Origin of the sequence: Flavobacterium sp. Root935 (assembly GCF_001429295.1) — a bacterium.
In the GTDB taxonomy this organism is placed as follows: Bacteria; Bacteroidota; Bacteroidia; order Flavobacteriales; family Flavobacteriaceae; genus Flavobacterium.
Window position 1 is genome coordinate 81,423 of record NZ_LMJL01000012.1, and the last position, 16,518, is coordinate 97,940.

Genomic DNA, 16,518 nt, shown 5'->3' on the forward strand with positions numbered 1-16,518 from the left:
GATTTAAAACAATTCATTTGAAAGCTTCTTACCATAAATATTTATTAGATTTTAAAAGACCTTCTGGAACCTCAAGAGGTATTATGACCGAAAAGGAAACCTGGTTTATTGTTCTAGAAGAAAATGGAAAAATTGGAATAGGTGAGTGTGGAATTCTTCGAGGTTTAAGCGCTGATGATCGTGATGATTATGAAGAAAAACTTCGATGGGCATGCGAAAATATTCATTTAGGAGAAAATAAACTTTGGGAAGAATTACTAGAATTTCCATCTATCCAATTCGGAATAGAAATGGCTTTCCAATCCTTAAAAAGTGAAAATCCATTTGTTTTGTTTCCATCAGATTTCACCCGAAACAAAAGTTCTATTACAATAAACGGTCTAGTTTGGATGGGGGAATCTTCTTTCATGAAACAACAGATCGAAGAGAAATTAGCCGATGGTTTTAATTGCATTAAACTTAAAATAGGAGCAATAGATTTTCAAAAAGAATTAGAGTTATTGCAATTTATTAGAAGTCATTTTTCTCCAGAAGAAATTGAAATCCGCGTTGATGCCAACGGAGCTTTTTCTTCAATAGAAGCTTTAAATAAATTGAATCAATTAAAACAATTTCAACTTCATAGTATTGAACAGCCAATCAAAAAAGGCAATATTAGAGAGATGGCTGAGCTGTGCAAAGAAACGCCGTTTCCAATAGCTTTAGATGAAGAACTTATTGGTATATTTTCGTTCGAAGAAAAAGAAAAATTACTACAAGAAATCAAACCTCAGTATATTATTTTAAAACCAAGTTTTATTGCAGGTTTTAAAGGCACACAAGAATGGATTTCCTTAGCAGATAAATATAATATAGGCTGGTGGATTACTTCGGCTTTAGAAAGTAATATTGGACTTAATGCAATTGCACAATGGACATTTTTGCAAAATTCTAAAATGCCGCAAGGTTTAGGAACTGGAGCGTTATATACTAATAATATAGATTGTCCACTGGAAGTTAAAAACGGTCAGTTGTGGTATAATATAGCCAAAGAATGGGAATCTTCTTTTTTAGAAAATTTTTAAAAAGGGACAAAGGTTCAGAGTTGCAAAGGTACAGATGATAAAACCTTTGTACCTTTGTACCTTTGTACCTTTGCAACTCTGAAACTAATTTAATTCTTTCTTTATAGAAAAAAGTTAAAAGACACAAAGAAATAAACCTTTGCTCCTTTTTAACTCTGAACCTCTGAACCTCTGAACCTTTGAACCTAATTTCACTCTTTCCCGCCTAAAAGATTTTGCTGCCAGTCTTTTAATTCCTGCCATTTTCCTTGATAAGCCAATAACGCCTGCTTTGGCCAAGTACTCGGATTGTGTATGGCGTAATTTTCTCCACCGGCATCTAAAATAGATTGTAATTTTTCTGTTGATGCTTCAGCAAGATCATACCAAGAATTTATTCCCGCATTGTTCAATAAAGCCTCAATTTTAGGACCAATTCCTTCTACAATTTTTAAGTCGTTCTCTTTTATTTTCTTGCCAAGGTAATTTGCTGCTCCAGCACTGTCAAAAGCAATTGAAGAAGGAGCTGTCGCTGTAAACGACAGTGTAGTTATTTTAGATTTAGCAGCCAGATCTGCTTCTAGGGTTGAAATTCGGGCATTTAAATTTTTAGTGTTCGCTTTACAGGCATCTAAATCAGCTTGAAGTGATAATGCCAGAGAATCATCATTTTTCGAGTTCATTTTCCCTAGTAAGTAACCTAAAATTCCACAGATTAATCCCACTAGCACAGGTATTAAAATACAAGGTATATTCATGATCGTATGTTTTGATTAGTTATTTAATTGTAATTACTGTTCTTCTATTTGATGCCTTTCCTTCTGAAGTATTATTATCGCCAATTGGTTCATCAGGTCCTTTAGACTGAGTTTCGATCCTAGTTTGGTCAATGCCATTTTTAGAAAGATAATTTTTAGAGAATTCTGCTCTTTTTTGTCCAAGAGCAATATTAGCATCACGGTTTCCAACATTATCAGAATGGCCAACTGCTAGAATAACAGCATCTTTAACGTGCTCAGTATATTTAATAATATCAGCAACTTTTTGCTTCTCAAGACTGCTTAAAGTTTGGCGCGATTGATTCGTATTAAAATGAAGAATCAACGGATCTGCATTTATTTTATCTTTCAAAACGCTCCATTCATCATTTGGCGTTGCAGCTGCAGTAGAATCAATGGTTTCAAATGAATAATCAGCAGGTCCTAGAAGCGTGTCTGCACTCATTTTCCATTTTTCTATAATTTCTCCTTTAGTAATAAATTGCTTTTCAGACAACCCCTCAGTAACAAAATAATTTTTGACCTCATTTGCCCTTGCGAGACCTAGATTTTCAAAAGAAGTAGAATTTGTTTCATCAGATGTAGCGTAACCCGTTATCGTTATTTTCTGTTTTGGATTTGAAACCAAAAATGTCTTTAATTTAGCTATACCAGTTAAGACAGAATCACCAACAGGCATTATTAATGCTGCGCTGTTTTTGAGGAACTTGAGATTATCATTCGTATGATATTCAATTCCAGAACCATTCAATACAAACGGAACAAAATTAGGCTCCACGACAGGTGTTGAAACTGTTTTAGGAGTATCATCCGTTATTGTTTTCTCAGAGCAATTGCAGCAAAATTTAAGATATAAAAAAGTACCTAAAATGATGGTTATTGCAATGCCTAATAGATAAAGTGCTTTTTTAGACATAGATGATAAAGTTTAGATTCTATCAAATTTAACGAAAAAAATAACACATAACACGTTAATAATCAGTTATTTTAATGTTTTAAATTTGTGCTTTAAAAAGTAGTTTAATACGTTTTTACCTTTTTAAACTTTTAAGAGCTTGATTAAAATGAGTAACTTGCATAAAAAATAATGCACATTTAAAATGGTCGAAATAGAAAGAAAATTTCTTGTAAAATCTGACGACTTCAAGAAACAAGCTTTTACTCAAAATAAAATTGCACAAGGTTACTTGAGTTCTGTCCCGGAAAGAACTGTTAGAGTAAGAGTTAAAGGAAATAAAGGCTTTATAACCATAAAAGGTATAAGTCATAGCAGCGGTATGTCTCGGTTTGAATGGGAGAATGAAATTCCGCTGGATGAAGCGATAGAACTTTTAAAATTATGTGAGAAAGGTAAAATCGAAAAGACTCGGTTTGAAATAAAATCTGGTATTCATGTATATGAGGTTGATGAGTTTTATGGGGAAAACGAAGGATTAGTTATGGCAGAAATTGAACTAAATTCTGAAACTGATACTTTTGAAAAACCAGATTGGCTTGGTGAAGAAGTCACAAATGATGAAAGATATTATAATGCTTATTTGAGTAAAAATCCTTTTAAAGACTGGCAAAAATAAAATGACAGAATCCATATACGACCTTATTATAGTAGGCGGCGGGCCAATTGGTCTTGCCTGCGCAATCGAAGCCGAAAAGAAAAAATTAAAATATTTAATTATAGAAAAGGGTGCAATTGTAAATAGTATTTTCAATTATCCGCTTTACATGACTTTTTTTTCTACAGCAGAAAGATTAGAAATTGGGGACATTCCTTTTAATTGCTTAGCGCCAAAACCTGGGCGTCAGGAAGCTTTAGAATATTACAGAAACATCCATCGTTATTTTAAATTCAATATTAATTTATTTGAAAAAGTAAATGAAGTTCGAAAAGAAAGCAACGGGATTTTTAAAATTGATACCGATAAACAAAATTACGAAGCTAAAAATGTGGTGATTGCTACAGGTTTTTATGACATTCCGATTGAGATGAATATTCCTGGAGAAAATCTGCCGAAAGTTCGTCATTATTACAAAGAAGCACACGAGTATGCTTTTAGAAAAGTTTTGGTTGTTGGAGCTAATAATTCATCAGTTGATGCAGCTTTGGAATGCTGGCGAAAAGGTGCTGACGTAACAATGGTTATTCGTAAAAACGAAATCAATAATCGAGTAAAATATTGGGTCAAGCCCGATATAGAAAATCGAATCGCGGAAGGAAGTATAAAAGCCTATTTTGAATCTAATATTACAGAAATCAGAGAAAACGAAGTTGAAATTGAAACACCAAACGGCAGAGTTACAATTGAAAACGACTTTGTTCTGGCTTTAACGGGATATAAACCAGATTTAAGCTTTCTGGAAAGAATGGGAATTCAGCTTTCAAACGATGAATTAAAAATTCCTGTATATAATCCTGAAACGATGGAAACTAATATTGACGGATTATTTCTTGCAGGCGTTGTCTGCGGTGGAATGCAGACGCATAAATGGTTTATAGAAAACTCAAGAGTGCATGCCAGAATGATTGTGGATTATATAACTTCGAGATAAAAAGGTTTGCCACGAATTTCACTAACTAACACAAATTATTTCTATAGAATAGATTTCACTCTATGTGACAATCTATTAAATCTGTCAATTCGAGCGAAGTCGAGAACTTTGTATGATGCATTTCGACTTCGCTAAATGTGACATTAGGATAAATAAATTAAGAGCTGCAAGAAAGCATTGAACAGCCTACTTTAGATCTAGCCCAATCTGGACGTTTTGTAAACCATTTTTCAGATTCTGGCTGCTCGTCATATGGATTTTTTAATAGCTGAAATAATTCATCCACTAAAGAATAATCGCCTTTGTCTGCTTCATCAATAGCCAGTTGTGCCATATAATTTCGCAGTACATATTTTGGATTTATGAGGTTCATTTTCGCAGTACGTTCTTCGTCAGAAAGTGTTTCTACCTTTAATCTTCTGAGATAAACAGAAAGCCATTTTTGCCATGCATCTAGAATTTCGCCTTTTATTTCTTCTGGTAAATAAAATGCATATTCAATTTTTTCAAATGCCTGCTCTACAGCATCACTCTTTTTAATCTGGCTTAGGTTTCTAAAAAAGATAGTCATATCAGTTTCTGATAATTGTAAAATTTCTTCAATTCCTTGAATAATTTTATCATCAGTTTCACTTGAAGTGAAAAGTCCTAATTTACTTAAAAACATATTTTTATAATCCTCTTCGTAATCATTAATAAATGAATCTAAGATTTTTTCTAAAGGCTCTGCCTCATTAATTAAAGGATAAAGAGCATTTGCTAATTGGTATAAATTCCACTGGGCAACTTGAGGCTGATTTCCGAAACGATATCTTCTATTTTGACTGTCTGTAGTATTTGGAGTCCAATTTGGATCGTAGTTTTCCAACCATCCATAAGGCCCATAATCAATCGTAATTCCGTGAATCGACATATTATCGGTATTCATTACACCATGAACAAATCCGACACGCTGCCAGTGGAGAATCATTTCTCGAGTAGTATCTGCCACTTTTTTAAAGAATTGTAAATATTGTTCTTTAGGCTCACCGGTAATTTCTGGAAAATAATGTTTGATTGTGAATTCTACAAATTCTTTTAGATTTTTGAGCTCATTTCGAGCAGTCAGCATTTCAAAACTTCCAAAACGAATAAATGACGGCGCCACACGGCAGACAACAGCACCTTTTTCGTAAGCAGGATTTCCATTGTATAAAATATCTCTCAAAACCTGATCGCCTGAAAGAATCAGAGAAAGAGATCGAGTAGTGGGAACTCCTAAATAATGCATCGCTTCGGCGCATAAATATTCTCTTATAGACGAACGTAAAACGGCTAAACCATCTGCAGTTCTAGAATAAGGCGTTTTTCCAGCACCTTTTAACTGAAGTGTGTAAAATTGATTGTTGTTTTCAATTTCAGTTAAATTAATCGCACGTCCGTCTCCCAATTGTCCTGCCCAATTTCCAAATTGATGTCCGGCATAACACATCGCATACGGTTGGGTGCCAGGAAGAATATCTTTGCCAGAGAAAGTATTTAAAAATTCTTCTGATTGGATTTCTTCCTTAGAAATTCCAACTAATTCAGCAACTTCTTCAGATGCATGAATTAATTCTGGATGTGAGGGTTTTGTCGGATTTACATATGAAAAGAGCGTATTCTTTACTTGACGAATTTCGTTTGTCAAATCTGGATCTGCTGGCAGTTCGGCTGTAAATCGATTATTTATTTTGAGATTTTTCATTTTATTTCTTTTCTTTTATTGCCACAGATTAACGATTTCAAAAGATTGTTTTAATTAAAAATATTTCAAAAAATATAATCTGTGGCTTAACTTAAAATTAGCCAATTAATTTATCGGCGTACATTTTTTTAAGTTTTTGAATTTTTGGATCAATAACCACTTGGCAATATCCAGCTTCTTGATTTTCATTGTAATAATTTTGATGATAATCCTCAGCTTCGTAAAAAACTTCAAAAGGTTTCAATTGGGTAACAATCGGATCAGCATAAGCAGGCTGTACTTCTTCAAAAACTTTTTCTGCTATTTCTTTCTGCTCATCATTATGATATAAAATGATCGAGCGGTATTGCGTTCCGCTGTCACCACCTTGACGATTCAAAGTTGTTGGATCATGACTTGTCATAAAAATGAAAATTAAGTCATGATATGAAATTATGTCAGGATTAAAGGTAACTTGAATAACTTCTGCATGTCCAGTTCTGCCAGTACAAACTTCGCGATACGCTGGATTTTTTATAAAGCCATCTGAATAACCAGATTTTATTGATTCTACACCTTTTAAACGCTGAATTACAGCTTCGACACACCAAAAACAACCGCCACCAAAGGTAGCTACTGATAAATTTCCCATAAATAATACTTTCTATTAGTTTAATGCCTATTAATTCGATAGGATATTATGATAATTTATTAAAAAAAAGATCTTTTAACTAAAGATACCCGACAGGAATGTAATGTTTGAAGTTTACTATTGATAAATTCGCAATATTATAAAAAAGCGATATATTTGCAGTCAAACACAAGGCACAACTAATGAATAGCAAAAATAGTACCATCACTCTAGAAACTTATTTTCAGGAATTTAGACAAAATATTGTCGGAATAAATCAAGAATTTACGTCACCTTATGGCAGAAAATCAATCATTTATACTGACTGGACTGCCAGCGGAAGATTGTATCGCCCTATCGAAGAAAAACTTCTAAATGAGTTTGGACCATTTGTGGCCAATACACATACAGAAACTACTGTCTCTGGTACTGCCATGACAAAAGCGTATCATCATGCAAGACATATTATTAAACGTCATGCGAATGCAAGTAATGATGATGTTTTAATCACAGATGGAACTGGAATGACAGGAGTTATCAATAAATTCCAGCGTATTTTAGGTTTGAAAATTCCAGAAAATTTGAAAAGTTTCACGAATATTCCAGAAGAAAAGAAACCTATTGTTTTTATTTCGCATATGGAACATCATTCTAATCAAACTTCTTGGCTGGAAACTATTGCTGATGTGGAAATTATTCCTTCTTGCGAAAAAGGACTTTTCAATTTAGAAAATCTAGAAGCTTTATTGCAAAAATATAACGATAGAACCATAAAAATTGCTTCTATAACAGCATGTTCGAACGTTACGGGATTAAGAACTCCTTTTCATGAAGCTGCAAAATTAATGCACCAATATAATGGTGTATGCTTTGTTGATTTTGCTTGTTCAGGCCCTTATGTTGAAGTTGATATGCATCCAGCTGATCCAGAATCTTATTTGGACGCTGTATTTATGTCGCCTCATAAATTTTTGGGCGGACCTGGAACTTCTGGGGTTTTAATTTTCAACAAAAAATTATACAAAAACATGATTCCAGATTGTCCTGGCGGAGGAACGGTAACTTGGACAAATCCTTGGGGTGAACATCAATATATTGATAATATCGAAGATCGTGAAGATGGCGGAACACCTGGTTTTCTTCAAGTTATAAAAACTGCTCTTGCCATTGAGTTAAAAGAACAAATGGGAATTGAAAACATTATGCAGCGTGAACACGAAATTGTTGATTATGTTTTTAGTGAATTGGAACCAGTTTCCAATATTAAAATCTTAGCAGGACAACATAAAGAACGTCTTGGTGTCATTTCATTTTTTATTGATGATCTTCATTTTAATTTAGGAGTTAAACTTCTGAATGATCGTTTTGGAATTCAAACTAGAGGTGGTTGCAGTTGTGCGGGAACGTACGGTCACTATTTACTTCACGTTGATCAAGAAACTTCTAATAAATTGGTAAACGAAATTACAATTGGTGATTTGATCAAAAAGCCAGGATGGATTAGAATGTCTATTCACCCAACGACAACAGATGAGGAAATTGCTTATGTATGCCAAAGTATAAAAGAAATGGCCGCAAACCATAAAACTTGGGCTTTGGATTATTCTTATGATAAAAACAGAAATGAGTTTATTCATAAAAATGCAACTTCTTTTGAAGATGAATTGGTAGCAAGCTGGTTCAAATCATAAAGTTTAAAAAAGTTTATATAAAAGTAAACCCGACAAATTTTTAAAATTCGTCGGGTTTCTTGTTTCTTATGAAAATGATATTTGTGATTTAGCCCCGATAGAAGTGGAAATCCTTTTGTACTGCCCGAGGATTCGGGACCAGTACAAAAGATTGTAACGGATAGCGGGACTTCAGGTCTTGAAAAAAACGAAAATTTCTGCTTCTGTATATAATTACATAATCAGCCTTACACCGCCAAGATCTGAAACGCGATATGAAAATTTATTTCCAGGTGAGCCAATAAACATGAAATTTTTGGGAATTTTCCATTTTTGAGAAAGTTCATCAATTATTTCTGGACCGAAAACTCCTTCTATTTCTAGATATTCAATATCAAGTCCGTCGTAAGCGCGGTCTAAAACTTCTAGATCTTTTTTTAAAGCTTCATTGTTTGTAGAGCCATTTTTAACGTGGACGATCTTCAGTTTTTTGGTTGTTTCATTGTCTTCCACGTATTGCAAAACTTTATTGAGAATCGTGATGTCATCGCCTTTTGTGAAAAACACAAATTCCTGCGAATTGATTTGTGTGCTCAAATTTTGCAGATAGCGGTTACTCACAATAACCATTCTACGCAGCGGCTGATAAAAATATTCTAAAGCCTCGATTAGTAAACGAATTAAAATAACGCGATTGAGCATGATTCCTACAAAGATCAATGAAGGAATCATATATTGCAGAAATGTATAAAACGAATTGATATTGAGGCGCATATTTCCTAGAAAAGCAGCTATAACAAAAGTTACCGCGGCAAGTACTGCGATGCCTCGGGCACGTTCTGGTCTAGGAAGTTTTCTTCGTTTGTATTTTAAAAGTAAATTACCAATTCCGAATAAAGCCATTACCGCCAAGAACGAAAAAGTATAAACTCCGGCCAGAGATTCTAGATGTCCGCTAGTTGCAAAAAGTACTGAAATACAAAGAATTAAAAAGCTAATTACAATTCTGTAATGTGATCCTCTGCTATTTTGTTTCAAGAAATAATTGGGAAGAATTCTATCTAATGTCATTCGGTTTAAAAGTCCAGAAACTCCAACGAAAGAAGTTAAGACGGCTCCGCAGAGCACCATAACTGCATCGATAGAAATAAGCCAAGCCAGCCATGATCCGCCTGTTGTCTGTCCTAAATGTGCTAAAAGAGACTCTTTGTTTTCGCCGACTTCTGTTAACGGAATAACACTTATTAATAATATCGCAATAACGGGATTGAAGAAACTAACGATTGCCCACATATTTCTGAGTGTTTTTGGAAAAACACCATGTTCTTGTTCTTCAACAAAATTGGCAGAACTTTCGAAACCTGAAATTCCGAGCATGGCTGCCGAAAAACCTAGAAATAGCGCAGTTTTAATATTTTCATAAGCAATAGGAGTTTGCCAATTGATATGAAAAGTTTCTAATCCGTTTGTGAGAACAAACCAAATCGATGCAAGAACTAATAAAGTTAAAGTTCCAATATGGGTAAGAAAAATGATAACTGCCACAAATGCAGATTCTCCGATTCCTAAAATAGCTAATCCGGTAAATAAAATTAAAACCACAACGGTAGCAATCGTAACATTTAAGCCTTCAAAGATTCCGTGTAAGTAATGCATTCCTTCTGAAGCTGAAATTACAGCCGTTGCCATATACGACAAAACGGTTAAAGTTGCAGCCAAAGATGCCAGTCTTTTGGTAGAAGTATTTAGCAGAACATTGTAAGCACCTCCATTTAATGGAATCGCCCCAACAACTTCTCCGTAAATTTTTCTGAAAAGAAATAATACCACGCCAACAATTAAGAGTGAGATCCAAGCGTATTGACCTGCATATAAAATGGTTAAAGCAGATACATAAAGACAAGAAGAGCTAATATCGTTGCCGCAAATTGCAGTTGCCTGTAATTGATTTAATTTTTTGTGTACGATTTCTTTCATTAGTATTTAAGATTAACACTTTTAGTAAAAAATAATAAGTAACAATAAATTATAATCAGGCGAGAAGACTGTTGATGAATTTTAAATTTGGAAAACTATTTTGCTTCTTGAAATTTTTGTAATGATAATAAAGCCTGTTTTTGAACTTTTTTCTGAAAAAATCCTGTCCATCCTAATAAATATCCCATTGGACCAAAAGCTTGTTTAGACCATTTCCAGACATCAAAATTATCAGTATGTTTAATAATTAATCCATCTTGAAAGATAAATTCAGCATAGATTTTATTAATAACTTTTCTGTTTGTTTTACTAAAATTGTATGTAGCAGTCCAATTGGCAGAACCTGTTGCATCGTCAGCTTTAACGTTCGAAAATTCAATTTTTAAATTTCCTTTACTTTTTAAAAGTAACATTTCCCACATTTTTGAAACCTGATCTTCTTTTAATAAACCAAATGCCGGATCAATAAAATGTACCTTCGGATGGTAGCATTCGCTCATGGTTTTGGCATCTGCATTTGCAAAAGCGGTATAGAATTTTGTAATTAAGGCTTCGTTTGCGTTCATAAGAAAATATTTAATGTTAAATATAAGATTTATTAGATTAAAAAATCATTATAAAACACTAATTTCTTTTGCGGTATCAAATGTTTTTTTGGATTTATCGAATGCTGTCGAAAAGTAGTTCATTTTATTATAAGCTGTAAAATAACCAGTTTGATTGCCAAAAGTTGTTGGACCGCCAGCAATTATAAACCTAACAGCATAAATATCATTCTTTTTAAGCTTAAGCCATTCAGCAGGCGTAAAGTAATAATAAGAAGTTGTCTTACCGTCTGTAGATTCTTTTACATTTTTGTCTGTACAGGCAATAACATCGGCATTGGCTAAATCTACATAAAGTCCACCGGCAATTCTAGCTTTGTCGTTTGCTGTTGCAACTGTGATTTTTAAAACACCGCCTTTATCTGTTTTTGCTATTTGAATATTTACTTGCCCGGTGTAAGCATATTTTTCACATATAAAAGTGTATTCTTGGGTTGCAGGAAAAGGAGCAGAGCCTTTTACACTTATACTTTGCTGTGCTGCGGCAAAAGTTGAAACAAATAATAATAAGAGAAGCGGTAATTTAAAATTCATAATTTATATGTTTATTGATTGGCTAATTTAGCGTCAAATTTTTCATCCCAATCCATTGATTTTATAGCTGAAACAAGATTCTCGTCGTTTACAAATACTCGTAATTCTTTGTTTGCCACTTTTTTGCTGTACAAAGCATGGTAACGGTAAATGACTTCATCTTTGGTTTTGTAAACTCCGTCTAATTTTAAATCAATAAAGCTTCCGTAATATTGTCTAAATCTTTGGCAGGTTTTGGTTAAACGATCTTCCGTTGTATTTTCCATAACCGATTTAGTTACTTCAGTTTCATTAAAAGGTTTAAATTTTGAAGTATTACAAGTTTCTAAAACTCTTTTTCCCAAATCATAAGCTTTTTGCTGCTGAGTGGCGTTTACTTCTGCTCCAGAAACTTTTTTAATTTTTAAATCTTCTGTATCTCTGCTTACTGTTCCTGTTTTAGATTTACATCCAATTAATAATAACAAACATATAATCAATCCTGCTTTCTTCATAACTATTTAAGTAATTTTTAATAATAAGTTAGGATCGGGACAATTTTCTATATAAAAGTTAAGGTCTTTTGTGTTGCAGACACCTGGATAATCTCCCCAGTAATCTTCAATATTATGAATGATTTGAAAATGGACATGCGGCGCATAATCACCATTTACTGAGGCATTTCCTAAAGTGGCAATCTTTTCACCCTTTTTAAAATAGTCTCCGATATTTAAGTTTTCTATACTTTCTAACGACAAATGTCCGTATAAAGTATAAAATTTTTGATTTTCTACTTCATGTTCTAATATTATAGTAGGCCCGTAATCACCCAAGCCAATATTGTTTTTAAAACTATGAACTTTACCGTTTAGAGCTGCAAGAACAACGGTTCCTGCTTCTGCCCACAAATCTAGGCCAATATGTATATTGCGTTCTGGTTTAGAATCATTCAAAAAAATTGAGCTTCGCTGGTATAAAAAACGTCCCTCAATATAACCTCCAAATGCAACTTTAGCGTTATTTTCTCGTAGATAATTTGAAATGTATTTTTCAAAATCTTCTGATGTATCAAGTTTTGCTTCGACTAATTCTTTATTGAAAACCGACAAATTCAATGGCGTATATTCTGAAATCTTGATTGATTCGTCAATTACTTTAGTAGGTGGTAAGGCGTTTAAAATGGAGGCAAGGGGTTTCATAAAATTAAGCAACTTTTTTTATAATTATTAATTCATTGTGTACTTCAATGCGAGGCAGCATCTTGGTCATAAACAATTTTGGATTTACTTCTGAGATATATTTTCTGTTTCGAACATTGTGTGCTTCGTCAAGAATCATAGTATTAAACAAAACGTAGCCGTCATCTTTTAAAAGAGTACAAATTCTATCTACAAAAAACTTCTCAAACAAAAAGTTCGGCATGTGAGTATCTTCAAAAATGTCTATAATTATAAGATCGTATTTGTCTTTGGTTTTTAAAACAAACTCAAAAGCATCATCAATTACGAGTTCCAATTGTTTAATTTGATTCAGGTTAAAATACTCATTTGCAACTTGAATCATATCTGGATCTATTTCAACTCCAGTTATTCGGTCTTTATATTCAATTTCGTCTACTAATGTTTTTACTACACTTCCGCCGGCAACTCCTAATAGTAAAATGTGATCCATTTTTAGAATCGTATCATAACCAATATTTCGAAGTCCATATCGCAATATACGCTGCAGGCTTCCATAAGAATAATTAGTGTTTTCAGAATCTAGTACTAACTCTCCATTTGCCCAGGTAACTTCAATAATTTTACTTCTGGCAGATTTCTTTTTATAAATTTTTATGGGAATTAAGTAACTAAAAAATTTTCGAATCATTTTGAATGCTTTTACTCAAATTTAGTATTAAATCTTTTATTTTGCACCAAATATTAGATCTTTAATGAAAAAACTCTTGTACAAATTCATATTTTTTAGGCTAATGGGCTGGAAAATAGTGGGAATGGAAAATGCCGAAGTGAAAAAATGTGTATTAATGGTAATGCCGCATACCAGCAATCATGATTTTTATATAGGAATTTTTACTCGTGGTATATCTGGACTACAGATGAATTGGGTAGGAAAAAAGGAATTATTTAAATTTCCGTTTGGATATTATTTTAAAAATGTTGGAGGAAAACCCTTAGACCGCACCGGCGGATTAAATAAAGTAGATTCTATTGCTGCAATTTTTGACAGAAAAGACGTTTTTCGTTTGGCAGTTGCACCAGAAGGAACACGAAAAGGAGTAAATGAAATTAAAACCGGTTTTTATTATATTGCGCTTAAAGCTAATGTGCCAATTGTTCCAGTAGCTTTTAACTGGGGTAAAAAAGAAGTGAGTTTTGGAAAACCGTTTTTTCCAACTGGAAATTATGAAACTGATTTTGATATTCTCAAAAAACATTACAAAGGTGTTTTGGGTAAAATTCCCGAAAATGGCGTACAATTCTAAAATTCAACTAATTTTTCCAAACGCGTGAGAATCGCGTAAATGAAAATTATTTGTACGAATGTTCAAATATGCGATAATTTTTGAATTACGGCGAATAGGTTTTAAAAGTTCCGTTTTTATAGAAAAAGACAATTTTTTCAATTTCGTTATCTGCCACGTTTAAATTTGACGTTTTTGATTCCGTTGCATCCTTTGTTTTAGCTTTTTCATTTTCATCAAATTTTATTTCTGAAAATAAATCTTTTGACAAATTTTCATTCGAAATAGGTGAGATGATCTTAGTTTCAGAAATTACTACTTCATCATTTTTAGGAAAATTTCCTCTTCCAATCAAAATCCAATATAGGTCAACATCTGGAAAAACTTCTAAAATTTTCATCACAAAATCTAAACTTGGTTTGTTTCTGCCAGACAAAAGATGCGACATGCTAGATCTTTGTACACCAATCTTATCTGCAAATGCAGAGGCATTTAAACCATAATAATCTAATACAATCTCAAGCCTTTTTACGAAATCATCTATGTTTACCATTGTAAATTATTATTTTAAATTTGCATATTTACAAATGTAAACAAAAAGAATAACTATCACAATTTTACAGTTGTAAATATTATACAAGTCTTGAAATATCTTAACTTCTTACATTATATAAAGCTTGTTATTTAATTAATAAACAGTTATTTAGGTTTAATTATTTAAAGTTGTAACATTTGTAAGCCGATTACCTACAAGTGTGGATTAAATAACTCTGAAATATGTTTACATTTATAAATTTTCTTTCTTTTTAATAGTTTACAATTGTAAAAATAAAGATGTTTACTTTTGTAAACTAATCAAAACGCAATGAATTTAGAAGCACTTTTTACCCAATACAAAGAAGAATCTATATCTGGAAGATATTTGACTTTAGATCATATTAAACCACTTTTGGATAAACTAAATACAAACAATCAAGTACAAATTATTGGAAAATCTGTTTTAGGAGAACCTATATATAGTTATCAAATTGGTATAGGACCAACCCGTGTTTATTTATGGTCGCAAATGCACGGAAACGAAAGCACCACAACAAAAGCTTTATTTGACTTCATTAATCTGCTGAATGATGAAACGGATTTTGCAAAGAGAATGCTTAATACTTTTACTTTTTACTGTATTCCTATTTTGAATCCAGATGGTGCGAGATTGTATACACGTGCAAATGCTAATGATATTGACCTTAATCGTGATTCGCAAAATCTAACACAGCCAGAAAGCAATGTTCTAAGAGAAGTTTTCGAGAGCTTTAAACCTCATTATTGTTTTAATCTTCATGATCAGAGAACTATTTTTGGAGCAGGAACAACAGGAAAACCAGCAACGGTTTCTTTTTTAGCACCATCTTATAATGAAGAGAGAGAAGTTAATGAGAATAGATTAAAAGCAATAAATATCATTGCAGGAATCAATAAAGAGCTTCAAAAATATATACCCGGACAAGTCGGCCGTTTTGATGATTCTTTTAATATTAATTGTATTGGAGACACTTTTCAATTTTTAGGAGTTCCTACTATCTTATTTGAGGCAGGGCATTACCCAGGCGATTATGAGAGGGAAATTACTCGTAAATACATATTTTTCTCGTTAATTTTGAGCTTTAAATTAATTTCCGAAAACGATTTAGTTGATAATCGATTTGGTGAATATTTGAATATTTCACAAAATAATGTGGTTTTTTATGATTTTATGTATAAAAATGTCAAAATAAATTATGATGGTATCGAAATTATTACGAATTTTGTCGCACAATACAAAGAAGAATTAATCGAAAATAAGATTCATTTTAACGCTTACATAGTTGAAGTAGGTGAATTGGAAAATTATTTTGGACATTATGAATACGATGCAAAAGGGCAGGAATATTCGGATGATTTCACAAATTTTCCAAAAACGGGTCAGGAAGCAAATTTTTATTTAAATAAAAATGTTAAATTTGTTAACGGATTAATAAAAAGTTAATTTTTATGTGAATTTGTTGTTTTTTATATATAATTTTATACTTTGTAATAGCAATTAGTAATATTAATTAAACAATTATGAGTAAATTTCGTTTAGATGAAGTAGATCACCAGATTTTAGATATGTTAATAGACAATACGAGAGTTCCGTTTACTGACATTGCAAAAAAATTATTGATATCTGCTGGAACAGTACATGTTAGAGTAAAAAAGATGGAAGACGCAGGTATAATAATGGGTTCTTCTTTAGCCTTAGATTACGATAAATTAGGGTATTCATTTATTGCTTATGTAGGTGTATTTCTGAATAATACCTCTCAAACAAAATTTGTATTAGAGCGAATTAATCAAATTCCATTCGTTACTGTAGCTTCTGTAACAACTGGGAAATTTAATATTTTTTGCAAAATTAGAGCAAAAGATACTAAACACGCGAAAGAAGTTATCTTTATGATTGACGATATTGACGGTGTTTACAGAACAGAAACAATGATTTCACTAGAGGAAAGTATAAACGATAAGAAGCGTTTGATGCATACTATTTTCAAAAATATGTAAGAACTTT

Annotated in this window: 18 protein-coding genes; 7 read left to right on the forward strand and 11 right to left on the reverse strand. The window is 32.5% G+C overall.

The window, feature by feature from the left end:
• Positions 1-17: 17 nt before the first annotated feature.
• Positions 18-1,064 (forward strand): o-succinylbenzoate synthase, encoded by a 1,047-nt coding sequence (locus tag ASE40_RS15070; RefSeq protein ID WP_057117915.1) that lies wholly within the window; start codon positions 18-20, stop codon positions 1,062-1,064.
• A gap of 191 nt (positions 1,065-1,255) precedes the next feature.
• Here ASE40_RS15070 and ASE40_RS15075 read toward each other — a convergent pair whose 3' ends face one another.
• Both ASE40_RS15075 and ASE40_RS15080 read right to left on the reverse strand, forming a co-directional pair.
• Positions 1,256-1,801, reverse strand: coding sequence for a hypothetical protein (locus ASE40_RS15075; protein WP_057117916.1), 546 nt, complete (start codon positions 1,799-1,801; stop codon positions 1,256-1,258).
• A gap of 19 nt (positions 1,802-1,820) precedes the next feature.
• Positions 1,821-2,738 carry an OmpA family protein gene (locus ASE40_RS15080; RefSeq protein WP_057117917.1) on the reverse strand — a complete coding sequence of 306 codons (918 nt, stop codon included), beginning with the start codon at positions 2,736-2,738 and terminating at the stop codon, positions 1,821-1,823.
• Positions 2,739-2,922: 184 nt separating this feature from the next.
• Between ASE40_RS15080 and ASE40_RS15085 the strand changes: the two genes are divergently transcribed.
• Together ASE40_RS15085 and ASE40_RS15090 are read left to right on the forward strand one after the other, a co-directional pair.
• Positions 2,923-3,396, forward strand: coding sequence for a CYTH domain-containing protein (locus tag ASE40_RS15085; RefSeq protein ID WP_057117918.1), 474 nt, complete (start codon positions 2,923-2,925; stop codon positions 3,394-3,396).
• Between the two features lies 1 nt (position 3,397).
• Positions 3,398-4,369 carry a YpdA family putative bacillithiol disulfide reductase gene (locus ASE40_RS15090; RefSeq protein ID WP_057117919.1) on the forward strand — a complete coding sequence of 324 codons (972 nt, stop codon included), beginning with the start codon at positions 3,398-3,400 and terminating at the stop codon, positions 4,367-4,369.
• Positions 4,370-4,526: 157 nt separating this feature from the next.
• Here ASE40_RS15090 and ASE40_RS15095 read toward each other — a convergent pair whose 3' ends face one another.
• Positions 4,527-6,095, reverse strand: coding sequence for a protein adenylyltransferase SelO (locus ASE40_RS15095; RefSeq protein ID WP_057117920.1), 1,569 nt, complete (start codon positions 6,093-6,095; stop codon positions 4,527-4,529).
• A 97-nt stretch (positions 6,096-6,192) separates the two neighbouring features.
• Positions 6,193-6,726, reverse strand: coding sequence for a peptide-methionine (S)-S-oxide reductase MsrA (gene msrA / locus ASE40_RS15100; protein ID WP_057117921.1), 534 nt, complete (start codon positions 6,724-6,726; stop codon positions 6,193-6,195).
• 182 nt (positions 6,727-6,908) lie between these two features.
• Between msrA and ASE40_RS15105 the strand changes: the two genes are divergently transcribed.
• The gene (locus ASE40_RS15105) at positions 6,909-8,396 is read left to right on the forward strand and encodes an aminotransferase class V-fold PLP-dependent enzyme (RefSeq protein ID WP_057117922.1); all 1,488 of its coding nucleotides are present in this window, start codon (positions 6,909-6,911) and stop codon (positions 8,394-8,396) included.
• 213 nt (positions 8,397-8,609) lie between these two features.
• Here ASE40_RS15105 and ASE40_RS15110 read toward each other — a convergent pair whose 3' ends face one another.
• From ASE40_RS15110 to ASE40_RS15135, 6 genes are all read right to left on the reverse strand, one after another.
• Positions 8,610-10,352 (reverse strand): APC family permease, encoded by a 1,743-nt coding sequence (locus ASE40_RS15110; protein ID WP_057117923.1) that lies wholly within the window; start codon positions 10,350-10,352, stop codon positions 8,610-8,612.
• Between the two features lie 95 nt (positions 10,353-10,447).
• The gene (locus ASE40_RS15115; protein WP_057117924.1) at positions 10,448-10,918 is read right to left on the reverse strand and encodes a nuclear transport factor 2 family protein; all 471 of its coding nucleotides are present in this window, start codon (positions 10,916-10,918) and stop codon (positions 10,448-10,450) included.
• 48 nt (positions 10,919-10,966) lie between these two features.
• On the reverse strand, positions 10,967-11,491 hold the full coding sequence (locus ASE40_RS15120) for a hypothetical protein (protein WP_057117925.1): 525 nt from the start codon (positions 11,489-11,491) through the stop codon (positions 10,967-10,969).
• An 11-nt stretch (positions 11,492-11,502) separates the two neighbouring features.
• Complete coding sequence (locus ASE40_RS15125) at positions 11,503-11,985, reverse strand: hypothetical protein (protein ID WP_057117926.1); 483 nt, start codon at positions 11,983-11,985, stop codon at positions 11,503-11,505.
• 6 nt (positions 11,986-11,991) lie between these two features.
• Positions 11,992-12,669 (reverse strand): peptidoglycan DD-metalloendopeptidase family protein, encoded by a 678-nt coding sequence (locus ASE40_RS15130; protein WP_057117927.1) that lies wholly within the window; start codon positions 12,667-12,669, stop codon positions 11,992-11,994.
• A gap of 4 nt (positions 12,670-12,673) precedes the next feature.
• Positions 12,674-13,339 (reverse strand): spermidine synthase, encoded by a 666-nt coding sequence (locus ASE40_RS15135; RefSeq protein WP_057117928.1) that lies wholly within the window; start codon positions 13,337-13,339, stop codon positions 12,674-12,676.
• A gap of 64 nt (positions 13,340-13,403) precedes the next feature.
• Between ASE40_RS15135 and ASE40_RS15140 the strand changes: the two genes are divergently transcribed.
• Entirely contained in the window at positions 13,404-13,955 is a 552-nt protein-coding gene (locus ASE40_RS15140; protein ID WP_057117929.1) for a 1-acyl-sn-glycerol-3-phosphate acyltransferase, read from the forward strand.
• 85 nt (positions 13,956-14,040) lie between these two features.
• Here ASE40_RS15140 and ASE40_RS15145 read toward each other — a convergent pair whose 3' ends face one another.
• Positions 14,041-14,487, reverse strand: a complete 447-nt coding sequence (locus ASE40_RS15145) for a helix-turn-helix domain-containing protein (RefSeq protein ID WP_057117930.1) — start codon at positions 14,485-14,487, stop codon at positions 14,041-14,043.
• A gap of 312 nt (positions 14,488-14,799) precedes the next feature.
• Here ASE40_RS15145 and ASE40_RS15150 point away from each other — a divergent pair, with 312 nt between their 5' ends.
• Together ASE40_RS15150 and ASE40_RS15155 are read left to right on the forward strand one after the other, a co-directional pair.
• Complete coding sequence (locus ASE40_RS15150) at positions 14,800-15,954, forward strand: M14 metallopeptidase family protein (protein ID WP_057117931.1); 1,155 nt, start codon at positions 14,800-14,802, stop codon at positions 15,952-15,954.
• A gap of 77 nt (positions 15,955-16,031) precedes the next feature.
• Complete coding sequence (locus tag ASE40_RS15155) at positions 16,032-16,511, forward strand: Lrp/AsnC family transcriptional regulator (protein ID WP_008468989.1); 480 nt, start codon at positions 16,032-16,034, stop codon at positions 16,509-16,511.
• The last annotated feature ends 7 nt before the right edge of the window (positions 16,512-16,518 follow it).